The organism is Citricoccus muralis (assembly GCF_003386075.1).
GTDB lineage: Bacteria > Actinomycetota > Actinomycetes > Actinomycetales > Micrococcaceae > Citricoccus > Citricoccus muralis.
In genome coordinates this window covers 1945038-1969106 of sequence record NZ_QREH01000001.1, presented here as the reverse complement: position 1 = coordinate 1969106, position 24069 = coordinate 1945038, and the positions used below count along the sequence as shown (strand labels likewise).

At 70.9% G+C, this 24069-nt stretch carries 18 protein-coding genes and 2 tRNA genes; 10 read left to right on the top strand and 10 right to left on the bottom strand.

Annotated features, from left to right (window positions below):
- Positions 1–19: 19 nt before the first annotated feature.
- The gene (locus C8E99_RS08740) at positions 20–409 is read right to left on the bottom strand and encodes a hypothetical protein (protein ID WP_115931967.1); all 390 of its coding nucleotides are present in this window, start codon (positions 407–409) and stop codon (positions 20–22) included.
- 294 nt (positions 410–703) lie between these two features.
- On the opposite strand from C8E99_RS08740, the gene C8E99_RS08735 reads away from it, so the two are divergent.
- A complete protein-coding gene (locus C8E99_RS08735; RefSeq protein WP_115933343.1) occupies positions 704–1114 on the top strand; it encodes a thioredoxin family protein in 411 nt (136 codons plus the stop codon).
- On the opposite strand, the gene C8E99_RS08730 is transcribed toward C8E99_RS08735, so the two are convergent.
- Positions 1115–2137 carry a DNA-3-methyladenine glycosylase family protein gene (locus C8E99_RS08730; RefSeq protein WP_245952200.1) on the bottom strand — a complete coding sequence of 341 codons (1023 nt, stop codon included), beginning with the start codon at positions 2135–2137 and terminating at the stop codon, positions 1115–1117.
- Positions 2138–2278: 141 nt separating this feature from the next.
- On the opposite strand from C8E99_RS08730, the gene C8E99_RS08725 reads away from it, so the two are divergent.
- Both C8E99_RS08725 and C8E99_RS08720 read left to right on the top strand, forming a co-directional pair.
- Positions 2279–3763 carry a cystathionine beta-synthase gene (locus C8E99_RS08725; protein WP_115931966.1) on the top strand — a complete coding sequence of 495 codons (1485 nt, stop codon included), beginning with the start codon at positions 2279–2281 and terminating at the stop codon, positions 3761–3763.
- An 11-nt stretch (positions 3764–3774) separates the two neighbouring features.
- Complete coding sequence (locus C8E99_RS08720) at positions 3775–4962, top strand: cystathionine gamma-synthase (RefSeq protein ID WP_115931965.1); 1188 nt, start codon at positions 3775–3777, stop codon at positions 4960–4962.
- Positions 4963–4975: 13 nt separating this feature from the next.
- Here the strand turns inward: C8E99_RS08720 and C8E99_RS08715 are convergent, their stop codons facing one another.
- From C8E99_RS08715 to C8E99_RS08700, 4 genes are read right to left on the bottom strand one after another with little or no spacing between them, the layout of a single operon-like run.
- Positions 4976–5758 carry a sulfite exporter TauE/SafE family protein gene (locus C8E99_RS08715; RefSeq protein WP_115931964.1) on the bottom strand — a complete coding sequence of 261 codons (783 nt, stop codon included), beginning with the start codon at positions 5756–5758 and terminating at the stop codon, positions 4976–4978.
- Positions 5759–5779: 21 nt separating this feature from the next.
- Positions 5780–7303, bottom strand: coding sequence for a carboxyl transferase domain-containing protein (locus C8E99_RS08710; RefSeq protein ID WP_115931963.1), 1524 nt, complete (start codon positions 7301–7303; stop codon positions 5780–5782).
- Positions 7300–8475 (bottom strand): CaiB/BaiF CoA transferase family protein, encoded by a 1176-nt coding sequence (locus tag C8E99_RS08705; RefSeq protein WP_115931962.1) that lies wholly within the window; start codon positions 8473–8475, stop codon positions 7300–7302. The genes C8E99_RS08710 and C8E99_RS08705 overlap by 4 nt, the downstream gene beginning before the upstream one ends.
- Before the next feature lie 29 nt (positions 8476–8504).
- Positions 8505–9869 carry an SLC13 family permease gene (locus C8E99_RS08700; RefSeq protein WP_115931961.1) on the bottom strand — a complete coding sequence of 455 codons (1365 nt, stop codon included), beginning with the start codon at positions 9867–9869 and terminating at the stop codon, positions 8505–8507.
- Between the two features lie 123 nt (positions 9870–9992).
- Here C8E99_RS08700 and C8E99_RS08695 point away from each other — a divergent pair, with 123 nt between their 5' ends.
- The gene (locus C8E99_RS08695) at positions 9993–10706 is read left to right on the top strand and encodes a FadR/GntR family transcriptional regulator (protein WP_115931960.1); all 714 of its coding nucleotides are present in this window, start codon (positions 9993–9995) and stop codon (positions 10704–10706) included.
- Between the two features lie 11 nt (positions 10707–10717).
- Here the strand turns inward: C8E99_RS08695 and C8E99_RS08690 are convergent, their stop codons facing one another.
- Positions 10718–11299, bottom strand: coding sequence for a hypothetical protein (locus C8E99_RS08690; protein WP_115931959.1), 582 nt, complete (start codon positions 11297–11299; stop codon positions 10718–10720).
- 414 nt (positions 11300–11713) lie between these two features.
- On the opposite strand from C8E99_RS08690, the gene C8E99_RS08685 reads away from it, so the two are divergent.
- The 6 genes from C8E99_RS08685 (at position 11714) to C8E99_RS08660 (ending at position 19401) form a co-directional block, all read left to right on the top strand.
- Positions 11714–13600 (top strand): DEAD/DEAH box helicase, encoded by a 1887-nt coding sequence (locus tag C8E99_RS08685; RefSeq protein WP_115933341.1) that lies wholly within the window; start codon positions 11714–11716, stop codon positions 13598–13600.
- A gap of 101 nt (positions 13601–13701) precedes the next feature.
- Positions 13702–13773: transfer RNA gene (locus tag C8E99_RS08680), tRNA-Thr, on the top strand.
- Between the two features lie 56 nt (positions 13774–13829).
- Positions 13830–13903: transfer RNA gene (locus tag C8E99_RS08675), tRNA-Met, on the top strand.
- Positions 13904–14043: 140 nt separating this feature from the next.
- On the top strand, positions 14044–15450 hold the full coding sequence (locus C8E99_RS08670) for an MFS transporter (protein WP_115931958.1): 1407 nt from the start codon (positions 14044–14046) through the stop codon (positions 15448–15450).
- Positions 15443–17764, top strand: a complete 2322-nt coding sequence (locus tag C8E99_RS08665; protein WP_115931957.1) for a molybdopterin oxidoreductase family protein — start codon at positions 15443–15445, stop codon at positions 17762–17764. The genes C8E99_RS08670 and C8E99_RS08665 overlap by 8 nt, the downstream gene beginning before the upstream one ends.
- A complete protein-coding gene (locus C8E99_RS08660) occupies positions 17761–19401 on the top strand; it encodes an FAD-dependent oxidoreductase (RefSeq protein WP_115931956.1) in 1641 nt (546 codons plus the stop codon). The genes C8E99_RS08665 and C8E99_RS08660 overlap by 4 nt, the downstream gene beginning before the upstream one ends.
- Here C8E99_RS08660 and C8E99_RS08655 read toward each other — a convergent pair.
- From C8E99_RS08655 to nirB, 3 genes are read right to left on the bottom strand one after another with little or no spacing between them, the layout of a single operon-like run.
- On the bottom strand, positions 19373–20515 hold the full coding sequence (locus C8E99_RS08655; RefSeq protein WP_245952196.1) for a uroporphyrinogen-III synthase: 1143 nt from the start codon (positions 20513–20515) through the stop codon (positions 19373–19375). The two genes, C8E99_RS08660 and C8E99_RS08655, sit on opposite strands and share 29 nt — an antisense overlap.
- Positions 20512–21345: a uroporphyrinogen-III C-methyltransferase gene (gene cobA / locus C8E99_RS08650; protein ID WP_425452883.1), complete on the bottom strand. Its 834-nt coding sequence runs from the start codon at positions 21343–21345 to the stop codon at positions 20512–20514. Before cobA ends, C8E99_RS08655 begins: the two co-directional genes overlap by 4 nt.
- Positions 21342–23909, bottom strand: a complete 2568-nt coding sequence (nirB, locus tag C8E99_RS08645; protein ID WP_115931954.1) for a nitrite reductase large subunit NirB — start codon at positions 23907–23909, stop codon at positions 21342–21344. Before nirB ends, cobA begins: the two co-directional genes overlap by 4 nt.
- Positions 23910–24069 lie beyond the last annotated feature (160 nt).

The following is a 24069-nucleotide window of genomic DNA, read 5'->3' as shown; positions in this document are numbered from 1 at the left end:
CTGCCCGTGGCCGCACCTCTCACGCGGCGACGGGCAGGGGCATCAGGTCCCAGATGGTGCAATAGGCGTGATCCGGGGCGCCCATGACCGACTCGTAATAGGCCCAGGCCCAAGCCGGGGCACCGTTCGAATCGGGAGGGGCAGCCGGACAGTCTCCGGGCTCCAGCCAGCGGCCGTCCACGCAGATGAAATCGAGATAATCGGCCACGGAGCCGTCCCGGGGTGGCTGGAGGGAGTCCTTGAGGTCCGCAGCGAGTGCCACCCCATAGAGTTCCGTGGCGTCGGTGTCCAGGACCAGTCCGCAGTCCCGTTCGAACGCCTGCACCCACTCCATGGACTCGCGCAGCGCATGCTCCGGTTCGTCTCGTTCCACCACCACCATGACGGTCGTGCGCCGTCCGGGGGCCATGCGCCCCGGGCCGGACGGACCGTGTTTGGGCTGCGGTGCCGGTCTCGCGCGTGGCGAGGAAGGGGGCTGCGGGGCGTCGTGCGACATCGGGTGCTCCTCGGCTGGTCGATCCAATGGGTCGGTCGTCTGCTGACCGGATGATCCGACGCTAGGAAGCCAGCTGGCCCCGCATCAGGGGTCCAGGGCCCAACCGTGGGCAACGCGCGGGGCAGATGGACGCTGTGGAGGAGCGGGCCGCCGTCGCCTGTGGATCCGACTCCCGCGGCGCAGCCGGCGGCGGTTAGGGTGGACGGCATGGCAACCACCGAGATCACCGAAGCCGGATTCGAACAGACCATCACCGAGAACGACATCGTCTTCGTCGACTTCTGGGCCGGCTGGTGCGGACCCTGCAAGCAATTCGCCCCGGTCTACGAGCAGGTGTCGGGCGAGCACCCGGACATCGTGTTCGGCAAGGTCGACACCGAGGCCGAGCGGGGCCTTGCCGCCGCCGCGAACATCACCTCGATCCCGACCCTCATGGCGTTCCGGGACAAGGTCCTGGTCTACGCCCAGCCCGGCGCCGTCAACGCCACCCAGCTGCAGGAGCTTGTCACGGCTGTCAAGGGACTGGACATGGACGAAGTTCGAGAGAAGGTCGCCCAGAACCAGAATCCCGACCAGATCTCTGATCAGAACACCGATCAGAAGTCCGACCAGAACTGACTACCGCCGCCGGTGGTCCGCCGGTGCCAGCCGCGGGCCGAACCGGCTGAACCGGACGCCGGACAGGCCGATGAGCCGGACCACGCGCTGCCGGTGGCCGGCCCACGGCTCCAGCAGCCGGAGCATGCCGGCATCGTCGGTGCGCCGGCCGGTCAGCACCTCGCCCACATGATGGGCCAGGTGGTAGTCGCCCACGGCCACCGTGTCCGCGGCTCCATGGGTCCGCTGCACGGTCTCCGCGGCCGTCCAGACGCCGATCCCCGGTACAGCGGTCAACGTCTCAGCGGCGACTCCCACGGGTACGCCGGACAGCCGTTCCAGGGCGCTCGCCCGCTCGGCCACCCGCAGCATCGCCCTCGACTGTGCGGGTTGGACCCAGCCCGCGTGCCAGGCCCAACTGGGGATTCGCCGGACGGCGTGGGCGGTCGGCGCCAACAACATGCCCGGTGGCGCGGGAGCCGGGGCCGCCTCGCCGAAGCCCCGCACCAGCCAGCGCCACCCGGACCGGGCCTGGTCATGGGTGACCTTCTGCTCCAGGACCACGGTCAGCAGCTGGTCCACCATCCTCCCCGTGGCCGGCAGGCGCAGCCCGGGGTTCGCGCGGCGGGCCTGCGCTACCGCATGCGGAAGCGCGGCTGCTCCCACAGCCCCCGCCGTCTCCCCAGCCCCGGCCGCGCCCGAGACCACTGCCGAACGCGGGGCGAGGAGCGCATCGAAGGCCGACCAGTCGTCGTCGAGCCCCAGCAGCCGGTGTGCGTCCGCCACAGCAGCCTCGGCGCCCGGCCCCCACGCGAGCACCGGGACCGGACCCGGGACCAGCACCGAGGGCGCCGGCCGGACGAGCACCGACACCGGATCGCCCGAGCCAGGCACCCGGTAGCAGAGCCAGACCCCATCGGGGCGGGACTGCACAGTGGGATCGGCCTGTCCGCGCTGCAGGACACCCAGGGTCAGGCGCACGTCCACAGGGACGCCGGGCTCCAGGACCACAGTGGCGTCCGGGGCGGGCAGGGAACCTAACACCTTGCCATTGTCCCCCGTTGAGTGGTCACGCGGATTCATGCTCTTGCCGCCCGAGGCGGCCTCGGCGGTACCGTTGAGCCCATGAACGCGCAGCCCGAGAACGCCGGCACTCCAGAGACCCCATCCGGCCACCCGCACGGCATGACCTACGCCGAGAATGTCCTCGGCCTCATCGGCAACACCCCGCTGGTGAAGCTGAACAGGGTCACTGAGGGGATCAGGGCCACCATCCTGGTCAAGCCCGAGTACCTGAACCCCGGCGGCTCGGTGAAGGACCGCATCGCGCTGAAGATGATCGAGAACGCCGAGGCCGAGGGCAAGCTCTCCGCCGGTGGCACCGTGGTGGAGCCGACCTCCGGGAACACCGGAGTCGGCCTGGCCATGGTCGCCCAGCTCAAGGGATACCGCTCCGTGTTCGTCACCCCGGACAAGGTGGGCGAGGAGAAGCGGGACGTCCTCAGGGCCTACGGCGCCGAGGTGGTGGTCACCAAGACCTCCGTGGCCCCCGAGTCCGAGGAGTCCTACTACGGGGTGGCCAACCGCCTCGAGCGGGACATCCCGGGCGCCTACCAGCCCAACCAGTTCTTCAACCCCTCCGCCCCGGAGTCCCACTACGAGACCACCGGCCCGGAGATCTGGCGGGACACCGCCGGCCGGCTCACGCATGTGGTCATCGGCGCGGGCACCGGAGGCACCATCACGGGCACAGGTCGCTACCTCAAGGAGGTCTCCGCGGACCGCGCCTCCGGACCCGTCAAGGTCATCGCCGCCGATCCGGACGGCTCCATCTACTCCGGCGGCACCGGCCGGCCCTACTCTGTGGAGGGCGTGGGGGAGGACATGTGGCCCGGCAACTATGACAAGACCGTGCCGGACGAGGTCCTCGCCGTGGACGACGCCGCCTCCTTCGAGATGACCCGCCGCCTGGCCGCCGAGGAGGGCCTGCTCGTGGGCGGGTCCTCCGGGATGGCCGTCGTCGCCGGACTCCGGGCCGCACAGGGCCTCGGCGAGGACGATGTGATGGTCATCATCCTGCCGGACTCCGGCCGCGGCTACCTCGGCAAGATCTTCAACGAGGGCTGGATGGACGAGATGGGCTTCGAGGCCTCCACACCGGAGTCGGTGTTGCCGGTGGACCTCCGGCCCGCGCACGACGCCGGCCCTTCGGCACCCGCGGTTCCCTCGGCTTCGGCGGTTCCCGAGGCGTGGAGCGCGACGGTCGCCGACCTCCTGGGGGAGAAGTCGACCTGGCTGCCCGGTGCCCTGCCGTCCGTGGTCACCGCCCCGAAGGACGCCACCCTGGCCGAGGCCATCTCCACCATGAACCGCTACGGCGTGGATGCCCTCCCCGTGGTCGGCGCACCCCGGGATGACCTGCGCGTCGGCGAGATCCTGGGCGCCGTGGACGTGGCTACCCTCACCGACCTGCTGGCCTCCGGGCGGGCGACCGCCGCGGACACCGTGTTCGATCACGTCGGCGCCCCCCTGCCGAAGGTCAACGTCAACGCTCCGCTCTCCGCAGTGCGCGAGGCCCTGCGCTCCGCCCCCGCCGTGATGGCCACCCACCACGGCGTGGTCACGGGCATCGTCACCCTGCACGACCTGCTGGCCCGCGTGGCCCGCTGAAAGGACTGGACATGACCAACGAGACTCCCCGCTACGAGGGCTTCAACACCCGAGCCATCCACGCCGGCCAGGCCCACGAGACGGTCTATGGCGCGGTGGTGCCACCCGTGCACCTCTCCACCACCTATGCCCCCGAGGCGGTGGGACAGCTGCGCCACGGCTACGACTATGGCCGCGGTACCAACCCCACCCGCGACTCCCTCCAGGAGCAGTTGGCCGCCCTCGAAGGCGGCGTGGACGGCAGGGCCCGCGCCTTCACCTTCGGCTCCGGCCTGGCCGCCGAGAACGCCCTGATCCACGCCGTGGCCGGACCCGGCGCCCACATCGTCATGGGCAACGACGTCTACGGCGGCACCTACCGCCTGATCAACAAGATCCTGGGCCCCTGGGGCGTCACCCATACCGTGGTGGACATGGCGGACGTCTCCGCGGTGGAACAGGCCCTGGCGGCCGCCGATGCCTCTGCGGCCCGGATCCTGTGGCTGGAGACGCCCTCCAACCCGATGATGAAGGTCTCGGACATCGCCGCACTGGCGGAGGTGGCGCACGCCGCCGGGGCGCTGCTGGTGGTGGACAACACCTTCGCGACGCCGTACCTGCAGCTGCCGCTGGAACTGGGCGCCGACGTCGTGGTCCATTCCACGACCAAATACATCGGCGGGCACTCCGATGTGATCGGCGGTGCCGTCGTGGTCAACGACCCGGAGCTCGCCGAGAAGGTGAAGTTCCAGCAGTTCGCCGCCGGTGCGGTCAACGGGCCGCTGGACGCCTACCTGACCACCCGGGGGCTCAAGACGCTCGGGGTGCGCATGGACCGCCACAATGCGAACGCCGCCACGATCGCCCAGCACCTGCAGGGCGTCTCCGGCGTGGAGCGGGTGCTGTACCCGGGCCTGCCCGACCACCCGGGCCACGAACTCGCCTCCCGCCAGATGCGCGGCTACGGCGGCATGGTCTCGGTGCAGTTCACCGGAGGAGCGGCCGCCGCGAAGAAGGTCGCGGAGACCACCCGGCTGTTCCAGCTGGCGGAGTCCCTGGGCGGGATCGAGTCGTTGATGAACTACCCGGCCGAGATGACCCACGCCTCCGTGGCCGGCACCGAGCTCGCGGTGCCGGACAACCTGGTGCGCCTGTCCGTGGGCATCGAGGACGTGGCGGACCTGATCGACGACCTGGACCGGGCGATCGGCAGCCTCTAACCATCCGGGAGTGTCAGTCAGCATCCCACAGCAGCCGGAGGGCGACGACGTAGCCGAAGAGGACCACCAGGACCCGGAAGACCGGTCCGGGCAGCCGCCTCCCGATGAGGGCGCCGAGCCAGCCGCCGACCACGGAGCCGATCGCCAGGAGTCCGACGGCGGCCCAGTCGACGGGGGCGATCCAGACGAAGATCAGGGCGGCCACGACGTTGGCCGTCAGCACGGCCACGTTCTTCAGGGCATTGACGGTCTGGAGCCGTTCCTCCAGTCCCAGGGCGAGGCAGGCCACGAGCATGACGCCCTGGCCGGCCCCGAAATAGCCGCCGTAGACGCCGATGGTCGCTGACGCCCAGACCAGGGGCGCCGGTAGGTGGGTGCTGATGCCGCGGGGCGTGTCCCCACGGCGTCGCGCCCGCCGCCGCAGTGCCCCGGAGATGAAGGGCTGGGTGCCGACCAAGGTGGCGGCGAGCAGGATCAGCCAGGGTGCCAGCCGCGAGAAGGCCTCGGAGGGCAGGGAGAGAAGCAGCACGGCCCCGGCCACCGCGCCGACCGCGGTGGTCGCGGCGACGCCGATGACGAGGCCGCGCCGGCCCACGAGCTCGTGGCGGTACCCCCAGGTGCCGGTGATGTTCCCCGGCACGAGCCCGATGGTGTTGGAGACGTTCGCCACCACGGGCGGCAGGCCGACGGCCAGCAGGACGGGGAAGGTCACCAGGGAGCCCGCCCCGATGGCGGTGACGACCACGCCCCCGCCGAGCCCGGCCGCGAGGATCGCGAGTGCCGTCAGTACGTCCACCGGCGCCTCCCTCCGGCCGCGTCAGCAGCCCAGTTGATGGAATCTGGCGGCCCTCAGGCCGAGCCGGTCGGCGTCGGGAAGGCAGACCGCCCGTGACAGCTCGTACTCTATGGCCGAGGCCATCGCCGTACAGAAACCGCGCGGGTCAAGCTCGGCGGGCGGCTCCTCCGGCACCACGTGGTCCACGAGCCCGATCCGGTGCAGAGCGGCGACGTTGACGTCCTGTGCCTCCGCCAGCTCGGGGGCGTGCAGGGTATCCCGGTGCACGATCGCGCTGGCACCCTCCGGGGGCAGGGGTGAGAGCCACGCGTGCTCGGCGGCGATGACCCGGTCGGCGGGCACCAGGGCCAGCGCCCCGCCGCCCGCGCCCTGTCCCCAGAGGACGGACACGCTGGGCACCGGGGTCCCGATCAGGTCGGCGAGGGTCCGGGCGATCTCGCCGGCCAGTCCGCCTTCCTCGGCCTCGCGGGACAGTTCCGCCCCGGCCGTGTCGATGACCGTGAGCAGGGGCAGGCGCAGTTCCTGGGCCACCTGGACGCCCCGCCGGGCCTGCCGGAGGGAGGCCGGGCCCATCTCCCGTTCCCCGGGACCCGGCCGCTGGTGCCCGACGACGACGCACGGTTGGGTGCCGAAGCGGGCCAACGCGAGGGTCAGCCCAGGATCGGCCTCGCCCTGCCCCGTGCCGTGCAGCACCACGGCGTCATCCGCGCCCTGGTCCAGCAGGCGCTGCAGGTCAGGGCGTCCGCGGTGGCGGGACCGCTCGATGGAGTGCCAGGTGGAGGTGGTGCCGGGGCCGGCAGCGGCGCTGGCCGGGGCCGGCGTCGGGCAGGCTGGACCGGACTGGCTGGACTGGCGAGCCGGGGCGACGATGCGCAGCACCCGGTCGAGCAGGTCGGGCAGGTCTTCGGGGGCGGCGACGCCGTCGATGATCCCCAGACGGTGGAGGTTCTCCGCCGTCTGCACCCCGCTGGGGAACGGCTCGCCGTTGAGGGCCTCGAAGACCCGGGGCCCGAGGAATCCGAGCAGGGCGCCCGGCTCGGCGAGGGTCACGTGGCCCAGCGAACCCCAGGAGGCCATCACGCCGCCGGTGGTGGGGTGCCGGAGGTAGACCAGGTAGGGCAGGCCCCGTTCCTTGTGCCGGTGGATGGCCTGGGTGATGTCCACCATGGACAGGAAGGCGGGGGTCCCCTCCTGCATCCTGGTGCCGCCGGAGGCCGGGCAGGCGAGCAGGGGCAGACCCTCTTCGGTGGCGCGTCGGACGGCATCGGTGATGCGGCGCGATGCGGCGCGGCCGATGGAGCCCGCCAGGAAGCCGAACTCGGAGACGATCACGGCCACCGGCCGACCGCGGATCAGTCCCCGGCCGGTCGTCACGGACTCGTCGGCCCCGGTGACGCGGCGCGCCTTCTCCAGCTCGGCGGTATAACGGGGGTTGGTGGGCGGTTGCTCGGCCGGACGATCCCACGGCGTGAAGGTCCCCTCGTCCAGCACCAGCTCCAGGAGCTGTGCCGCGGACCGCCTCAGCCTCACCTCGGTGCCGGTCATGCCAGCCACGACCGGATGGCCTCGGCGTCCCGGTCCAGCAGTGGCGGGGCGGTGTGGGCGCGCTTCGTGGTCTCCTGCCCCGAGGCCGCGTCGAAGAACCGCAGTGGGGGACCGGGGAGGTCGATGCCGCCGAGGAGGGGGTGATCCACGGTGAGGTGCAGGCCCTGGGACTCGACTTGGTCCCAGGCATAGACCTCGTCCAGGGACCGCACCTTCCCGGAGGGGATGCCGGCCGCGTCCAGCCTTTCCAGCAGGTCGGCGGGCGGGTGGGTGCTGAAGGCCTGTTCGATCACCTGGATGAGCCGGTCCCGGTGCTCCACCCGCAGCGCGTTCGTGGCGAAGTCGGGGTCCTCGGGATCGAGGCCGACGGTGGTGCAGAACCTCCGCCAGAGCCGCTCGTTGCCGACGCTGATCTGGACGCTGCCGCCGCGGCAGTGGAAGAGGCCGTAGGGGGCGATCGAGGGATGGTGGTTGCCCTGGGCCTGCGGGGTCTGCCCGGCTACGGTCTGGCGGGTCCCCTGGAAGGCGTGGACGCCGACCACCGCGGCGAGCAGGGAGGTCCTCACCACTTGTCCCTTCCCGGTCCGCTCGCGTTCCAGGAGCGCCGCCAGCAGGCCATAGGCGCCGTACATCCCCGAGAGCAGGTCGGCGATCGGGACGCCCACGCGCTGGGGGTCGTCCGGTCCGGAGCCGGTGAGGGACATCAGCCCGGCCTCTCCCTGCACGATCTGGTCGTAACCGCTGCGGGTGGCCTCGGGGCCGTCATGGCCAAAGCCGGTGATGGAGAGGATGACGAGCCGGGGGTTGATCTCGTGCAGGGTCTCCACCGGGAATCCGAGCCGGTCCAGCACGCCGGTGCGGAAATTCTCCAGCAGGGCGTCGGACCGCCGGACGAGCTCGACCAGGGTGGCCCGGCCGTCCTCGCTCTTGAGGTCCAGGGCGATGGACTCCTTGTTGCGGTTGCAGGAGAGGTAGTAGGTGGCCTGGGGATCGTCCTCCGGGCCCACGAACGGCGGGCCCCAGGACCGGGTGTCGTCGCCGGCACCGGGGGTCTCGACCTTGATCACCCGGGCACCGAGATCGCCGAGCATCATCCCGGCGTGGGGGCCGGCCAGGGCCCGGGTGAGGTCGAGGACGGTGTAGCCGCTGAGCGGTCCTGCGGTGGTGGTCATGGTGTTCCTCTCTCCAGGGCGGTGCCGGCTCACATCCATCCGGGGACCACCATGGTCAGCCAGGCGAGCGGTGGGGCGACGACCACCACGATCGCCCCGTAGGTGAGGATCTGCTTGTAGAAGCGGTCAGGGTCCGTCCCCTCCGGCGCGTTGGCGAGCACCAGGGCGCCGTTCGTGGAGAACGGGGACACGTCCACCACCGTGGAGGCGACTGCCAGGGCGCAGACGACGCCGATGGCGCTGACGGACCCGGAGTCGAGGAAGGGGACGGCCAGGGGGATCAGTGCCGCGAGGATGGCGGTGGACGAGGCGAAGGCGGAGACCACGGCGCCGATGTAGCAGATCATCAGGGCGGCGAGCAGCGGCATGCCCATCTGGGCGACGGCGTCGGAGACGTACGTGATGGTCCCGGCCTCCTGGAGTGTGCCGACGAAGGTCAGCATGCCGCAGATCAGCAGGACGGTCGGCCAGCTGATCTTGTTGACCGCTCCCTTCTGGGCCTTCGGCGAGAGCAGCGCCAGGATGACCGCGATGGTGATGGACACAAAGCCGATGTCCACCTGGAATCCGAGCGCCACCACGGCCAGGGCCACCAGGCCGAGCATGGTGGCGATCTGGGAGAACGTGACCGTCTGCGAGGGGGAGGTGGACGGGCCGTCGCCGGCCGGGTCCCGGGGGCCGTAGGTGCCACTGCCGGAACCCTTGAAGTCGACGCCGGCCGCGCGGGCGCCCACAGAAGCGTGGAGGCGGGCGTCCGAGACGGATTCGGCGAACTGTGACACCCGGGTTCCTACGAGGGACCTGCCGCCGAGGACCAAGAACAGGACGACGGCGATGACCGCGTTGAAGATCAGGGAGCTGAGGAACAAGGCCGTCGGGCTGAACGCGAAGCCCGCGTCGGCGATCAGGCCGTTGACGATCACGCCGTAGACGGCGATGGGGGAGAAGCCTCCTGCCTGGGCGCCGTGGACGATCAGCATGCCCATCATCAGGGGGTTGATCTTGTACTTGGCGGCGAAGTTGAGACCGATGGGGGCCATGATGGCCACCGCTGCCGGGCCGAGCGCACCCACGGCCGTGATGACCGCAGTGAGGATGAACATGACCCACGGGATGAGGGCGACCCGGTTGTCCACGAGCTTCACGGCCCGTCTGACCAGCAGGTCGATGGTGCCGTTGTTCTGGGCGATGGCGAAGAGATAGGTGACGCCCACGAGGGTGAGGAAGAGGCCCCCGGGGAAGTTGGCCATGATGTCATCGGCCTCCATCCCCAGGAAGAGTGCCCCGAGGACGAAGGCGCCCACGAACGCCAACGCGCCCATGTTGATGGGCAGCACGGTGGCGAGGATGAACATGGCGGCCAGGATGATGATCGCGATGATGGGTTCTGACATAGGGGTCCCTTCCGAAGGGCGCGTGAGGTGGATCACTCTGCTAGTGGCCTAGCCTCCTAGACTCATGAATGGGTTGTCAATATGCTGTGACGAACTCACGGACGAGGACGCGGGAGGCCGCAGATGGCGGAACAGGACAGGGGTCACGGTGCGCGGCGTGTCACGCGTGCCCGGCTGTACGAGCAGCTGATGGAACGGATTCTCGAGTACATCGATGAGGAGGGTCTGGCACCCGGCGACCGGCTCCCTCCGGAGCGTGACCTGGCCGAACAGTTCGGCGTTTCCCGGGCGACCCTGGCCCAGGCCCTGGTGGCACTGGAGGTGCTCGGTGTCATCGACGTCCGCCATGGCACCGGTGCCGTCCTGGTCTACCGCCCGAATGCGACCACGCTGCTGCGGCAGTTGAGTGACCATCGAAGCCTGCTGCCGGAGATCGTGGAGGCCAGGAGCACGGTCGAGGTCAAGCTCGCGGCACTGGCGGCCGAGCGACGGACGGATCAGGACCTGGCGGCGATCGACGCGGCCATCGAGGTGATGGCTGGTGAGATCGAGCAGGGTGACCGGGGAGTAGGCGGCGACGAGAGATTCCACGGGGCCATCACCCAGGCTGCGCATTCCGGGGTCCTGGCGCAGATGATGGACTTCTTGAGTGAGAGGATCCGGGAGACCCGCATTGAGTCCTTGGGCCAGCCGGGGCGTCCAGAGGTCTCCCTCGAAGCGCACCGGGCCATTGCGAAGGGCATTCGCCGGGGCGATCCGGACGAGGCCGCCCAGGCGATGCAGCGGCATATCGACGTCGTCTCCGACGTCCCGCTGCTCCGTGACGCGGAAGGCTGATCACCAGCAGCTCAGCGCAGGAACCGCCGTAGCGGTGGGAACCACAGCAGGGCGGCCCCGGCCAGCAGCACCACGGCGAGGGCCAAGAGCAGAGGGTGGCCGCGGACGATCAGGGGAATTCCGACGATCACGGCCACGCCGGTCAGTAGGCCGACCGCGCTGCGCCGGGACCGCAGCAGTTGGACGGCGCCGGTGCCCGTGGCAAGGGCCAGGACGCCGGCCAGCCCGGCCAGGACGAACTGGCCCGTAGCAGTGGCCTCCGGCGCGGCCAGGTCGAGCCCCCCGGCGGTGCCCACCGGGGCGTTGAGCCCGGACAGGAGGAAGGCCGTGGCCACCAGGGCGAAGACCGCGGTGGTTATGAGCCACCACCAGCGGGCCACCTTCAAGGTGGTGGGTGTGGCGGCTTGGCGTTCGGCCGCGGCGCGCTGCTCGGCCGCGCGGCGGTCCTCGTGTTCCTGGCGCTCGGTGCGGGCGCGTTCGGCGTCGTCCCGGGAGGCGTCGAGGAAGGAGCGGGTCGCGCGGCCTGCGGCACGGGCGAAACGATGGTGGGGCTGTGGGCCAGGTGATTGCTGTCCAGGGGTCTGCTCGGGCACGTGATGAGCCTAACTGTTCGGCCCGGTCCCTCTGCCGCCGTGATGCGTTAGACTGGCTGAACCATTCCGGTCAAATCCCCTGTGCATGCCCCGCTGTTGAATACTGCAGCAAGGCATCAAGTTGTGTGGCTCGCTTTCGGCAACGTGTCGGCTGTGCGGGCGGCCGGTCCCGAACCCCCTTCCGTTCCTCCGCTGCTGAACTGTGCCGCCCCTGCGGCCCGGGACGCCAACGGAACCGGCAGGGCGGGGACCGCCAGGAGAAATGGAACGGGCGTGATGTTGGACCACGCCACGGGGAGCACCGGAGAGAACCAATCCGATGCGTTGCGGCACCCAACCGGCCGCAATCACCGATCCCCGTGAGGAAATACCGTGTCTGAACACGCCCAAAACGAAACCCCGCAGAACGCCGAGATCACCGAGAACTCGGAAAACACCGAAAACACCGAGAACGGTGAGAACACCGAGTCGGCAGAGTCGGGCGTTCCCGCATTCGCTGATCTCGGCATCGATGGCCGAGTCCTCGCCGCGATCTCCGACCTCGGCTACGAGAACCCATCGCCGATCCAGGCCCAGACCATCCCGCTGCTGCTCAGCGGTCGCGACGTGGTGGGCCTGGCCCAGACCGGCACGGGCAAGACCGCCGCGTTCGCCGTGCCGGCCCTGTCCCGCTTGGCCGAGCTTGCCGACGTCAACGGCCCGGCCAACACCCCGCAGATCCTCGTGCTGGCCCCGACCCGCGAGCTGGCCCTGCAGGTCGCCGAGGCCTTCACCACCTACGCCAAGCACATCAAGGGCGTGACCGTGCTCCCCGTGTACGGCGGCGCCCCCTATGGCCCGCAGCTCTCCGGGCTGCGCCGTGGCGCCCAGGTGGTCGTGGGCACTCCCGGTCGCGTGATCGACCACCTGTCCAAGGGCTCCCTGGACCTGTCCAACCTGCAGTACATGGTCCTGGACGAGGCCGACGAGATGCTCCGCATGGGCTTCGCCGAGGAAGTGGACCAGATCCTGTCCGCCACCCCGGACCAGAAGCAGACCGCACTGTTCTCGGCCACCATGCCGCGCGCCATCCAGCGGATCTCCGGCAAGTACCTCAACAACCCCGTTGAGGTCTCCGTCGCCGCGAAGAACACCACGGCCGGCAACATCCGCCAGCGCTACATGCAGGTCACCGGCTCCTGGAAGCTCGAGGCCCTGACCCGCATCCTCGAGACCGAAGAGCACGACGGCGTCATCGCCTTCGTCCGCACCCGCAACGCCACCGAGGAGCTCGCCACCAAGCTCAACGCTCGGGGCTTCCGCGCCGTCGCCCTCTCCGGGGACGTCGCGCAGAACCAGCGTGAGAAGACCGTGGACAACCTGCGTCAGGGTCGAGTGGACATCCTGGTGGCCACCGATGTGGCGGCCCGTGGCCTCGACGTCGAGCGCATCAGCCACGTCATCAACTACGACATCCCGCATGACACCGAAGGCTACGTCCACCGCATCGGCCGCACCGGCCGTGCCGGGCGCTCCGGCGATGCCGTGCTGTTCATGACCCCGCGCGAGAAGTACCTGCTGCGGGCCATCGAGAAGGCCACCCGCCAGACCGTGGAGCAGATGAACATGCCCTCCGTGGCGGACGTCAACAACTCCCGTCTGGGCCGTTTCAGCACGCAGATCACCGAGACCCTCTCGGCGGGCGACCTGGACGTGTTCCGTGGGCTCATCGACTCCTACGTGTCGGAGAACGACGTCAACGCCGAGGACGTCGCCGCGGCGCTCGCCAAGATGGCCCAGGGCGGCCGCCCGCTGCTGGCCGAGGAGCAGGACATGCCCCCGGCCAGGATGGAACGCGGTGGCCGTGAGGACCGTGGTGATCGTGACGGACGCGGCTCCCGCGGCCCGCAGCGCGGCCCGGCCGAGGGCAACGCCACCTACCGGATCTCGCTGGGCCGTCAGGACCGCGTGCAGCCGGGCAACATCGTCGGCGCCCTCGCCAACGAGGCCGGACTGCGTTCCAACCAGATCGGCCACATCGACATCCGGTCCAACCACGCCCTCGTGGAGCTGCCGGCGGACCTGACCAGCCAGCAGTGGGATGCCCTGGGCAACACCACCATCAACGGTCGTCCGATCGAGATCCAGAAGGACTCCGGGCGTCCGACGAACGCCGAGCGCGAGGGCAAGCCCTTCCGCTCCGGTGGCGGTGGCTACAAGGGTGGCCACAAGGGCGGCTACGGCGGTCACAAGGGTGGCGGCAAGGCTGGATTCAAGGCCGGTCGGAAGTCCTTCGAGAAGCCCTCACGTGACCGGTACTGACCGGTACTGACCGGTAAGAGGTCGGTGGAAACCGGCCGAGCGACCGTGGAACCGCCTCGATTTCATTCGTACGGAAATCGCTGGTAGAGTTTCACGTCGTTGCCCCGATAGCTCAGTGGTAGAGCGCAGTCTTGGTAAGACTGAGGTCCCGGGATCGATTCCCGGTCGGGGCTCTGAATGAGAGCCCGTGCGTTGCGAGATGTCGCGGCCACGGGCTGACTCATTCCATGGCGGCGTAGCTCAGCTGGTTAGAGCGCACGACTCATAATCGTGAGGTCGGGGGATCGAGTCCCCCCGCCGCTACGGAACAGGACCTGGACCCTCGGGGAGGATCCGGGTCCTCTTTCGTTTCACCCTCGTCCCGGCTCCCGGTGAGATTCCTTTTCCCTCGCGGAAATCTCCCGGCGACGCTGACGGAAACACCCTCTTGGCAGGGTGTCGTCATGGCCATCACCAGCACACCAGCCAGCACGGACACGACAGGCACCACCGAGGCGCCACCCACGGACCGGCTCGTCATGGGTCCTGGCCGCTGGGTCAGCAACTGGCAGCCGGACCACCCAGAGTTCTGGAGCGGCCCCGGGCGGTCTGCCGCCCGACGCAACCTCCACTGGTCCGTGTTCTGCGAGTTCCTCGGGTTCGCCGTTTGGCAGCTCTGGTCCGTCACCGTCGTCTTCCTGCCCGCCGCCGGTTTCGATCTGAGCACCTCCCAGCAGTTCTGGCTCGTCTCCCTGCCGCCGCTCGTCGGTGCGGTGCTGCGCGTGCCCTACAGCTTCACCGTGGCCCTGTTCGGCGGCCGCAACTGGTCCGTCATCTCCGCGCTGTTGCTGTTGATCCCGACGACGGCCCTCGCCCTCGCGCTGTCCACCCCCGAGACCCCGGTGTGGGCGCTCTACCTCGTGGCCGCCCTGGCCGGCTTCGGCGGCGGCAACTTCGCCAGCTCCATGGCCAACATCACCTTCTTCTTCCCGGCCCGGGAGAAGGGGGCCGCCCTCGGGCTCAATGCGGCCGGCGGCAACATCGGCGTGGCGGTGGCCCAGTTCCTCGTCCCCCTCGCCGTCACCCTGCTGTCCTTCGGGACCTTCGGGCCGAACCTGCCCATGGCCGCACTGATCTGGATCCCCTTCATCCTGCTCGCCGCCTGGGGCGCGCACCGCTACATGCACAACCTGTCCCACGCCCGCAACGACCTCAAGGGCTCCCTGTCCACCCTGCGCGAGCCGCACCTGTGGCTGATCGCCCTGATCTACATCGGGACCTTCGGTTCGTTCATGGGCTTCGGCTCCGTGTTCCCCACCCTCATCTCCCTCATGTTCCCGGCGTTCACGAGCCTGGAACTCTGGGGAGCCGCCATCTCGATGGCCTTCCTGGGGCCTCTCGTCGGCTCCCTGGCCCGGCCTTTCGGTGGGAGGCTGGCCGACCGCCGCGGCGGGGCCCGCGTCACCCTGGGCTGCTTCATCGCGATGTCCGCCGTGACCGCCGGCGTGGTGCTCACCCTCCCGTGGCAGAACTTCTGGCTCTACCTGGGTTTGTTCCTGGCGTTGTTCACCCTCACCGGCATCGCCAACGGCTCCAGTTACCGGATGATCCCGCTGGTCTTCCGCCTGACCGTCCCCGCCGGGGACCCGGTCGGCCATGAACGCAAGGCCTCCGCCGCCCTGGGCCTGATCGGGGCCGTCGGGGGCTTCGGCGGCTTCATGATCCCCCAGGTGCTCCGGGCATCGCACACCGCGAACGGGTCCTTCGACGCCGCCTTCTGGGTCCTCGCCGCCGTGTACCTGGGACTGGCCGTGTTCACCTACCTCGTCTACCGCCGCCCCGGCACGGCACTGGCCCGAGCCAATGTCTGAGCCGGCCACCCCCGCCGTGCCGGCCGTCCCCACCGCCACCTCTGCCGCCACCCCTGCCGCCACCCGGACGCACTGCCCGTACTGCGCGCTGCAGTGCGCGATGACCCTGACCCTCGAGCCCGGCCCCACCACCAGCCCCACCACCACCAGTCCCGCCACTACCAACTCCATTGCCGTTACGGGCGCCGAGTTCCCGACCAACCGCGGCCGGCTCTGCCGCAAGGGCGCCACCTCCGCCGCCCTGCTGGAGGACCGGCCGGACCGGCTCACCACCCCGCTGATCCGGGACGGCGCCGCTCTCGACAACGCGGACCGGGACGCTGCACCCCTGCGCGAAGCCACCTGGGATGAGGCCCTGGACCTGGTGACCTCCCGGATCATGGCCCTTCAGCAGAGCCACGGCCGGGACGCCATCGGGGTCTTCGGCTCCGGCTCGCTGACCAACGAGAAGGCCTACACGCTGGGCAAGTTCGCCCGGACCGCCCTGCGCACCTCCCGGATCGACTACAACGGGCGGTTCTGCATGGCCTCCGCCGCCAAGGCCGCCACCGAGGTCCTCGGCCTGGACCGGGGCCTGCCGTTCCCACTGACAGACCTGGACGCGGCGTGCACGGTGCTGCTTCTGGGCTCCAACGTGGCGGACACCATGCCGCCGTTCGTCCAGCACCTGAAGAAGGCCCGCAGCCACGGCGGACTGATCGTGGTGGACCCCCGCCGCTCGGCCACCGCGCAGCTCACCGGGGACGGAGCCGGGCACCACCTCGCCCCGGCTCCCGGAGGGGACCTGCCCCTGCTGCTGTCCGTCGCCCACGTCCTCCTCGCCGAAGGGCTCGCGGACGAGGACTACCTGTCCAGCCGGACCAGCGGATTGGCATCGTTCCGCCGCTCCGTCGCCGACTGGTGGCCGGAACGGGGCCAGACCGTCTCCGGGGTCTCGGCCGGGCGCATCCGCTGGCTGGCGAGGCACCTGGCGGCGGCCGCCCGCGCGTCGAAGTCCGGTGGGGATCCGGTCTTCATCCTCACCGGCCGCGGCGTGGAACAGCACCGGGACGGGACGGACACCGCGAAGGCGGCCATCAGCCTGGCCCTGCTCCTGGGCCTGCCCGGAACCCGGCACGGCGGCTACGGCACCCTCACCGGTCAGGGCAACGGTCAGGGCGGACGGGAGATGGGCCAGAAGGCGGACCAACTGCCCGGCTTGCGCTCCATCACCGACCAGGCCGACCGCGAGGCCACGGCCAGGCACTGGGGCATCCCCGCGGACGCCCTACCCGGACCCGGCCTGCCGGCCACCCAACTGCTCCACACCCTCGGGACGGAGCACGGCGTGAAGGCGCTGCTGGTGCACGGAGCCAACGTGGCGGTCTCGGCCCCGGACGTCCAGCGCGTCCAGGAGGGACTGCGGACCCTGGACTTGCTGGTGGTCTGCGACTTCTTCCGATCCGAGACCGCTGAGTTCGCGGACGTTGTCCTGCCAGTCCTGCAGTGGGCGGAGGAGGACGGCACCCTGACCAACCTCGAGGGCCGCCTGCTGCGCCGCTCCTGGGCCGTAGACGGACCGGAGGGGCCCCGATCGGAACTCTGGATCCTCGCAGAAATCGCCCGCCGCCTGGGCAGTGCCGTGCCGCTGGCCTCGGAACCCGCCGAGGTCTTCGACGAGATCCGCCGGGTGACGGCGGGCTCCCGGGCCGACTACTCCGGCGTGACCTGGGACCGTCTCAGCGAGGTCGCCGCCTACTGGCCATTGGGTGACGGCGCCACCCACCCCACCACCCACCCCACCACCCACCCCACCACCCGACACACCACCCAGGAAGTCACCGTCAGCGGCGAACCGGTGATCGGCACCCCCCGGGTCTTCACCGAGTCCTTCGGCCACCCGGACGGCAAAGCCCACCTCGGGCCGATCCATGTCCGGGACCCCCAGCCTCCCTCGGCCCAGGGGCTCACCCTGACCACCGGACGGCTGATGGAGCACTACCAGTCCGGCACCCAGACCCGCCGGGTGCCGGACCTGCTCGGTGTGCACCCCGAGGCCACCGTCAGCGTCCACCCCGCCACTGCCGGCGGGCTCCGGCTCGTCGAGGGCACCCACGCCGAACTACGCAGCACGTCCGGGAGCATGCGGGCCCGCGTGGTGCTCGATTCCGGCCTGCGCACCGACACCGTGTTCGTCCCCTTCCACTTCGCCGGCCAGGGCGCCGCGAACCGGCTGACGGCCGGCCTGCTGGACCCCCACAGCCAGATGCCCGAGTTCAAGAGCACCCCCGTGACCCTGCACCCTGCGCCATCCGCGGACGGGGCACGGTCATGAGCCGCGGGCCCCTGCGGATCGTCATCGTGGGCGGCGGACCGGTGGCGGCCCGGCTCGTCCAGGAGTTGCGCCCGGCCCTGGAGGCGGGTGCGGCCCACGTGACCATCCTGGGGGAGGAGCCCGTTCCGGCCTATCAGCGGATCCGCCTGGGGGACGTGGCCAGCGGCCGGGTCGACGGCGCCGCGCTGTCCCTGCTCGACGCGCAGGACGAGGAGCTGGCCGGCATCGTTCTCCGGTGTGGGGCTAAGGTGGTGGCCCTCGACCGGGACCGGAAGACGGCGATTCTCGACGGAACCTCCGGTGCTCCGGGCGCGCCCTGCGCCTCGGTTCCCTATGACCGGCTCGTGCTGGCGACCGGCGCCCAGGCCGTCATCCCGGACTTCCCGATCTCCGGCACCGTGGGCCGGGGCATCTCCGTCCCGGCCGCCGCGGGGCGCCGTCCGGTCGGCGTCATGGCGCTGCGGGACCTGGTCGAGGCCCGGCGCCTGCACCAGGCGGTGCGGGACGCCGAGCCGGTGGTGGTGGTCGGTGGCGGCGTCCTCGGAGTGGAGGCGGCCCTGGCGCTCGCCGAGGTCGGCGCCGCGGTCACACTGCTGCACCGCGGCCACGTTCCCTTGGGCGCTCAGCTCGATCCCGACTCCGGCCGGCTGCTGCTGCGCCAGCTCCTTGCCGCCGGCATCCAGGTCCGGCCGGACTGCGGCGTGCAGGAACTCGTGGTCGCCGCCCGCGCACAGGACCGGGCCACCGCGCACGACGGCGTCCCCCACCTCACCGCGATCCGCACCACCCAGGGGCGCCGGATTCCCGCCACCCTGCTCGTGGCATGCACGGGGGTGCGCCCCCGAGACGAGCTCGCCGCGGCCGCCGGACTGGACACCCTGCCCCGCGGCGGGATCGTGGTGGACCGGAACGGCCGCTGCCCGGACGATCCTTCCGTCTACGCGGTGGGCGACTGCGCCGCGGTCCTCGGGTCCCGGCCGACTGGACTCATCGGGCCTGGCTGGGACCAGGCCCGGGCCACCGCCGATGCCCTCCGGGCCGAGGCCGGCGTCCCAGCCGTGGTGGAACGCGATGCCGCTGGCCGTCCCGTCCGCAATTCCACTTCCACCACCACCTCCACCCCCAACCCCGACGCCCCGGGCTCGACCGGCCGCCTGGACCCCATCGTGGTGAAGTCCCACACCCTGTCCGTGGCCTGCGCGGGGGATCTCACCGCGGACCTGTGGGACCCGAACGGCCCGAGCGTGTCCACCTGGGCGGACCCGCGGGCCGGGCAGTACCTGCGGATCGTCACGCAGGGGTCCCGGTTGCTGGGGTTCGTGGCCATCGGCCTGCCGCGCTCGGCGGCGGAACTCTCCCGGCACGCCCTGACCGGGACCCTGCCCATGGCGGACCGCTCCGCACTGCTGGCGATGGAGCACGCCGCCGCGGACCGGGAGCTGGGACCGGCTGACGTGCTGTGCCGGTGTTCGGGGGCCACCGCCGGACAGGTCCACGAGGCGGCCAAGGAGTGCGCCACCGTGGACGAGGTCGGCGGCCGCTGCGGTGCGGGAACCGGCTGTGGGACGTGCCGGGGCCGGATCGAGGACCTGCTGGCGGTACCGCCGGTCAGACAGCCAGCCGATAGCCGCGCTTGACCACGGTGGCCACCAGCCCCGGAACCGGCAACTGCTGGCGCAGCCGCCACACCAGCATCTCCAGGGCATGCTCGGATTCGCACTGGCGCAGAGCCTCCAGCAGGTGCCCGCGAGAGAGCACTGCTCCCTGGGCGTCCACCAGTTCACGCAGCAACGCCATCGGCCCCGGGGCAAGCCGAACGGGATCGGGCGCGTGATCCACCAGGTGTACCTGCGCACCGCGGATCTCCACGGGCCCCCACCGGGTCTGGATGCGCAGGACCTGCTGCTGCTCCAGGTGATCGCACACCAACCGGATCATCGCCCCGAGGCGCCACCGGGAGGGAATCAGCGGCTGCAGTCCTGCCTCGTGCAGCGGCCCGGCCGTGACCTTCCCGACGACGGCCGTCGCCACATCGGTCCGCAACGCCTCGAGGAGGGGGTCCAGCCGGCCGTACTGCTGGGCGACGGCGAGGAAGGCCTCCACCGCCGGGGCCGCCGTGAAGGTGAGCACATCCAGCTGGCGGTCGATGGCGGCCTCGATCATCCGCAGGAGCGCCGAGTCCTCGGCGGGCCGGGCCCACGTGTAGGGCATCACGGTCAGCACGCGGGCGCCGGCCCTCTCCAGCCGCCCGATCTGCCGGTGGTCCAGCATCCCGTGCAGCTGGAACGCCACCGTGCGCCCGGACAGGTTCCGGGCCAGGAGCAGGTCCACCACGGAAGCCGTCCGCTCGTCCTCGGGTGAGCCGACGTCGTCCAGGCCGGCCGCCCGGACGGCACCGCGGGCCTTGGAACCCCGGACGAGGATGGCAGCCGCCGCGAGGACCTGGTGCAGGTCCGGACCGAGCCCGTAGGCGTCTGCCGCCTCCATCCAGCGGCGCATCCCGTACGCCGTGGTGATGACGGCGAAGTCCGGCAGGGCCCCGATGACACGGCGGGTGTCCCGGTGCAGGGTCACGGACTCGGTCAGCGGGGCGATCCGCAGGGCCGGGGCATGCATCACCTCGGCACCGCGGCGTTCGAAGGCGTTGATGAGCTCCTCGCTGCGACGGTCCGAGGTGACGCCGATCCGGAAGCCGGCGAGGCTCTGGGGCAGGACCTGCATGGCGGAGGCCACGGTGGCCGGCTCGCTCATGCGTTGTCCACGAGATCGGTGAGCCCCGTCAGCCCGGTCAGTTGCGTCAATCCCGCCAGCCCGGACCAGGGCAGTTCTGCCCCGGGGGCCAGCCGCACCACCTCGCCGATGACCAGCACGGCCGGTGAGGCGATGCCCTCCACCGCCGAGGCCAGCAGGATCTGGTCGAGCGGGGCCAGGCAGACCCGCTGCTGAGGGGTGCAACCGCGTTCCACGAGGCCTGCCGGCGTCCGGGCGTCCAGCCCGTGCCGCATCAGTCCGGCGGCGGTGTGGCCCAGGGTGCCGATGCCCATGAGTACGACCACCGTCCCGCCCTGCCCGCCCAGCTGGGCCAACCCGGCCAGTTCCTCCTCGCTGAGGGGATCGTGGCCGGAGACGACCGTGAAGGACTTGCTGATCCCACGGGCGGTGACGGGAATCCCCGCCGCGGCCGGCACGGATACGGCCGACGTGATGCCCGGGACCACGGTCACGGGCACCCCGGCCTCCTCGCAGGCGGCGGCTTCCTCGCTGCCGCGGCCGAACACGAAGGGATCCCCACCCTTGAGACGGACCACGCGCAGTCCGGCCAGTGCCGAGGCCACGAGCAGCCGGTTGATCTCCGGCTGGGGCACCTTGTGGTGCCCGGGCCGCTTGCCGACGTCCACCAGCCTGGCCCGTGGGGCCCACAGGGCCAGGTCCTCGGTCGGGGCCAGCCGGTCGAAGTACACGACGTCGGCCTGCCGCAGCAGGCGCAACGCCCGCACCGTCAGGAGGTCGGCCGCACCCGGGCCACCGCCGACGAGGGCCACGCTCCCGGGGGTAGACTCAGTCCCCATCGTCGGGCTCATCGCTGGCCTCCCCGCACCGGGATCCGCGGGCCGGCGACCACGACGGTGCCGGAGTCCGGTGCATCCGGCGCGTTGACGAAACCGCGGAACCGGCGCAGCCGTTCGGGGTCCTCGAGGGTCGCCGCCCATTCGTCCCGGTAGGTCTCCAGGTGCTCGGCCACCACCTGCTCCAGGTCAGCCGCGATCCCGAGGGTGTCCTTGACCACCACATCGTGGACGTGGTCGAGGCCCCCGTCCAGCTCCTCCATCCACCGGGCGGTGCGCTGAAGCCGTTCGGCGGTGCGGATGTAGTAGACCACGTACCGGTCGATGTACCGCAGCAGTGTCTCGTCGTCGAGGTCCTTGGCCAGCAACTGGGCGTGGGCCGGGGTGGCGCCGCCGTTGCCGCCCACGTACATGTTCCAGCCCTCACTCGTGGCGATGACGCCGACGTCCTTGCCGCGGGCCTCGGCGCACTCACGAGCACAGCCGGAGACCCCGAACTTCATCTTGTGGGGGGAACGCAGTCCCCGGTACCGCTCCTCGAGCGTGATGGCCATGGCCACCGAGTCCTGCACGCCGAAGCGGCACCACGTGGAGCCCACGCAGGACTTCACGTTGCGCAGGGCCTTGCCGTAGGCCTGGCCGGACTCGAACCCGGCCGCCACCAGGCGCTCCCAGATTCCAGGCAGCTGATCCAGACGGGCCCCGAACAGGTCGATCCTCTGGGCGCCGGTGATCTTGGTGTAGAGCCCGTAGTCCCCGGCGACCTCGGCGATCACGGCGAGCTTGGCGGGCGTGATCTCGCCGGCTGGGATGCGGGGGACCACCGAGTAGGTGCCGTCCTTCTGCATGTTCGCCAGGGCGCGGTCATTGGTGTCCTGCAGGCCGCCGCGGTCCGCGCCGAGAATGTACTCCCCGTGGAGGGTGGCCAGCACCGAGGCCGCCACGGGCTTGCAGAGATCACAGCCGAGGTTCACGGACGGGTCCGCCGGGGTGCCGAAGCGGGCGACGATCTCGCTGAACGTGGTCAGCCGCGTGGTTCGCACGGCCTCGAACATCTCGGACCGGGACAGGGCGAAGTGCTCGCACAGCGCCGTGGAGACCTCCATCCCCAGCTCGGCCATCTGCTGCTCCATGACCTTCTGGGCCGCCGGCAGGCAGGAGCCACACTGGGTCCCGACGCCGGTGCACGCCTTGAGTGCCCCGAGGTCCGGGCACCCGCCGCACACGGCGGCGAGCAGATCCCCGGCACTGACGTCCCGGCAGGAGCAGATCTGGGCGTCATCCGGCATCTGCAGGTCCACGGGTGCGCCGTTGCCAGCGGCAGACAGGAAGGCCCCAGCCTCCCCGGGAAGCTCCCGCCCCAGCAGTGGCCGCAAGGACGCATAGGGGGCGGCATCGCCGACGAAGATCCCGCCCAGCAGTGTTCTGGCGTCCTCGGATACGACGAGCTTCTGGTAGAGGCCGCCGGTGGGATCCGCGTAGACGACCTCGAGGGCACCGGGGGCTGAAGCGAAGCCGTCACCGAAGCTGGCCACGTCCAGCCCGGAGAGCTTGAGCTTGGCTGCCGTGTCGAAGCCGGGGAACGTGCCGGTCCCGCCGCACAGCCGATCGGCGACCACCTCGGCCATCGTGTTGGCCGGAGCCACCAGGCCCATGCACTCGCCCTCGAAACTGGCGGCTTCGCCGATGGCCCACACGTGTGGCACCGAGGTGGCGCACCGCTCGTCGATGGCGAACCCGCCCCGTGGACCGAGCTCGAGGATCCCCGCCCCGAGCTCGTCCCGCGCCGTGATCCCCGTGGCCGCCACCACCAGGTCCACCTCGAGGTTCTCACCGGAGGGGAAACGCAGGACCTCTCCCCGTGCCGTCCTCTCGAGGGCGCTGGGGCGCTCGCCGAGCCTCAGTGCGTATCCCTGACCGCGCAGCAGCCGGTTCAGCGTCCGCCCGCCGAACTCGTCCAGCTGGGCGTTCATGACCCAGGGGCGGGAGTGGACCACCGTGACGTCCGCGCCGAGCGCCCGCAGTCCGCCGGCGGCCTCCAGGCCCAACAGGCCGCCGCCGATCACGGCCGAGCGTGGTGTGCGCCCGAGCCGCTCGGCCAGGGCCGTCACGTGCTCCCGCAACCGGTCCACGTCCTCGATGGTCCGGTAGACGGTCATGTCCTCGGCGCCGGGGATCGCCGGCCGGGCGGCGTCACTGCCGGTGGCCAGGACCACCTCGTCCCAGGTGGCGGCGAATGTGCCCACGGTGCTGTCCTCCACGGTGAGGGACCGGGCGTCCGGATCCAGCCCGGTGACCCGGCAGCCGGTGTGCAGGCGGACCCGGGAGTCCTCCCAGAGGGTGGGGGCAGAACCGCCGGAACCACGAGAACTCAGCGGCAGGTCATCGGTGGGGTCCGTGAACCGCCGGGACAGCGCCACCCGGTCATAGGGGGCCCACGGCTCCTCGGCGAAGACCTCGATCCGGAGGTCATCCCCGCTGCGGGCCAACAGGGCCTCGACCAGCCGGTGGGCAGCCGGGCCGCCGCCGATCACGGCAATAGTTCTCTCTGCGGGTTTCTTGCCGGGTTGCACAGTCATGAGCCCATCCCCTTGCGTCGTAGGCCACTCACGCTAGGGACTGGCGGTTTCCCGGCCGTGTCCCTCGTGTAACGACTGCATGACGTGGGCCTCACACCGGTGTCCTGGGGCGGGGAGAGCACAACGTTGCACGCGCGAAACATCCCGCGAGGCTCACGGA

Coding starts and splice junctions, on each gene's coding strand:
- C8E99_RS08735 (WP_115933343.1), top strand. CDS start 704: ATGGCAACCACCGAGATCACCGAAGCCGGATTCGAACAGACCATCACC.
- C8E99_RS08665 (WP_115931957.1), top strand. CDS start 15,443: ATGTCTGAGCCGGCCACCCCCGCCGTGCCGGCCGTCCCCACCGCCACC.
- cobA (WP_425452883.1), bottom strand. CDS start 21,345: ATGAGCCCGACGATGGGGACTGAGTCTACCCCCGGGAGCGTGGCCCTC.
- C8E99_RS08710 (WP_115931963.1), bottom strand. CDS start 7,303: ATGACCGGCACCGAGGTGAGGCTGAGGCGGTCCGCGGCACAGCTCCTG.
- C8E99_RS08700 (WP_115931961.1), bottom strand. CDS start 9,869: ATGTCAGAACCCATCATCGCGATCATCATCCTGGCCGCCATGTTCATC.
- C8E99_RS08655 (WP_245952196.1), bottom strand. CDS start 20,515: ATGAGCGAGCCGGCCACCGTGGCCTCCGCCATGCAGGTCCTGCCCCAG.
- C8E99_RS08705 (WP_115931962.1), bottom strand. CDS start 8,475: ATGACCACCACCGCAGGACCGCTCAGCGGCTACACCGTCCTCGACCTC.
- C8E99_RS08740 (WP_115931967.1), bottom strand. CDS start 409: ATGGCCCCCGGACGGCGCACGACCGTCATGGTGGTGGTGGAACGAGAC.
- nirB (WP_115931954.1), bottom strand. CDS start 23,909: ATGACTGTGCAACCCGGCAAGAAACCCGCAGAGAGAACTATTGCCGTG.
- C8E99_RS08720 (WP_115931965.1), top strand. CDS start 3,775: ATGACCAACGAGACTCCCCGCTACGAGGGCTTCAACACCCGAGCCATC.
- C8E99_RS08660 (WP_115931956.1), top strand. CDS start 17,761: ATGAGCCGCGGGCCCCTGCGGATCGTCATCGTGGGCGGCGGACCGGTG.
- C8E99_RS08725 (WP_115931966.1), top strand. CDS start 2,279: ATGACCTACGCCGAGAATGTCCTCGGCCTCATCGGCAACACCCCGCTG.
- C8E99_RS08670 (WP_115931958.1), top strand. CDS start 14,044: ATGGCCATCACCAGCACACCAGCCAGCACGGACACGACAGGCACCACC.
- C8E99_RS08695 (WP_115931960.1), top strand. CDS start 9,993: ATGGCGGAACAGGACAGGGGTCACGGTGCGCGGCGTGTCACGCGTGCC.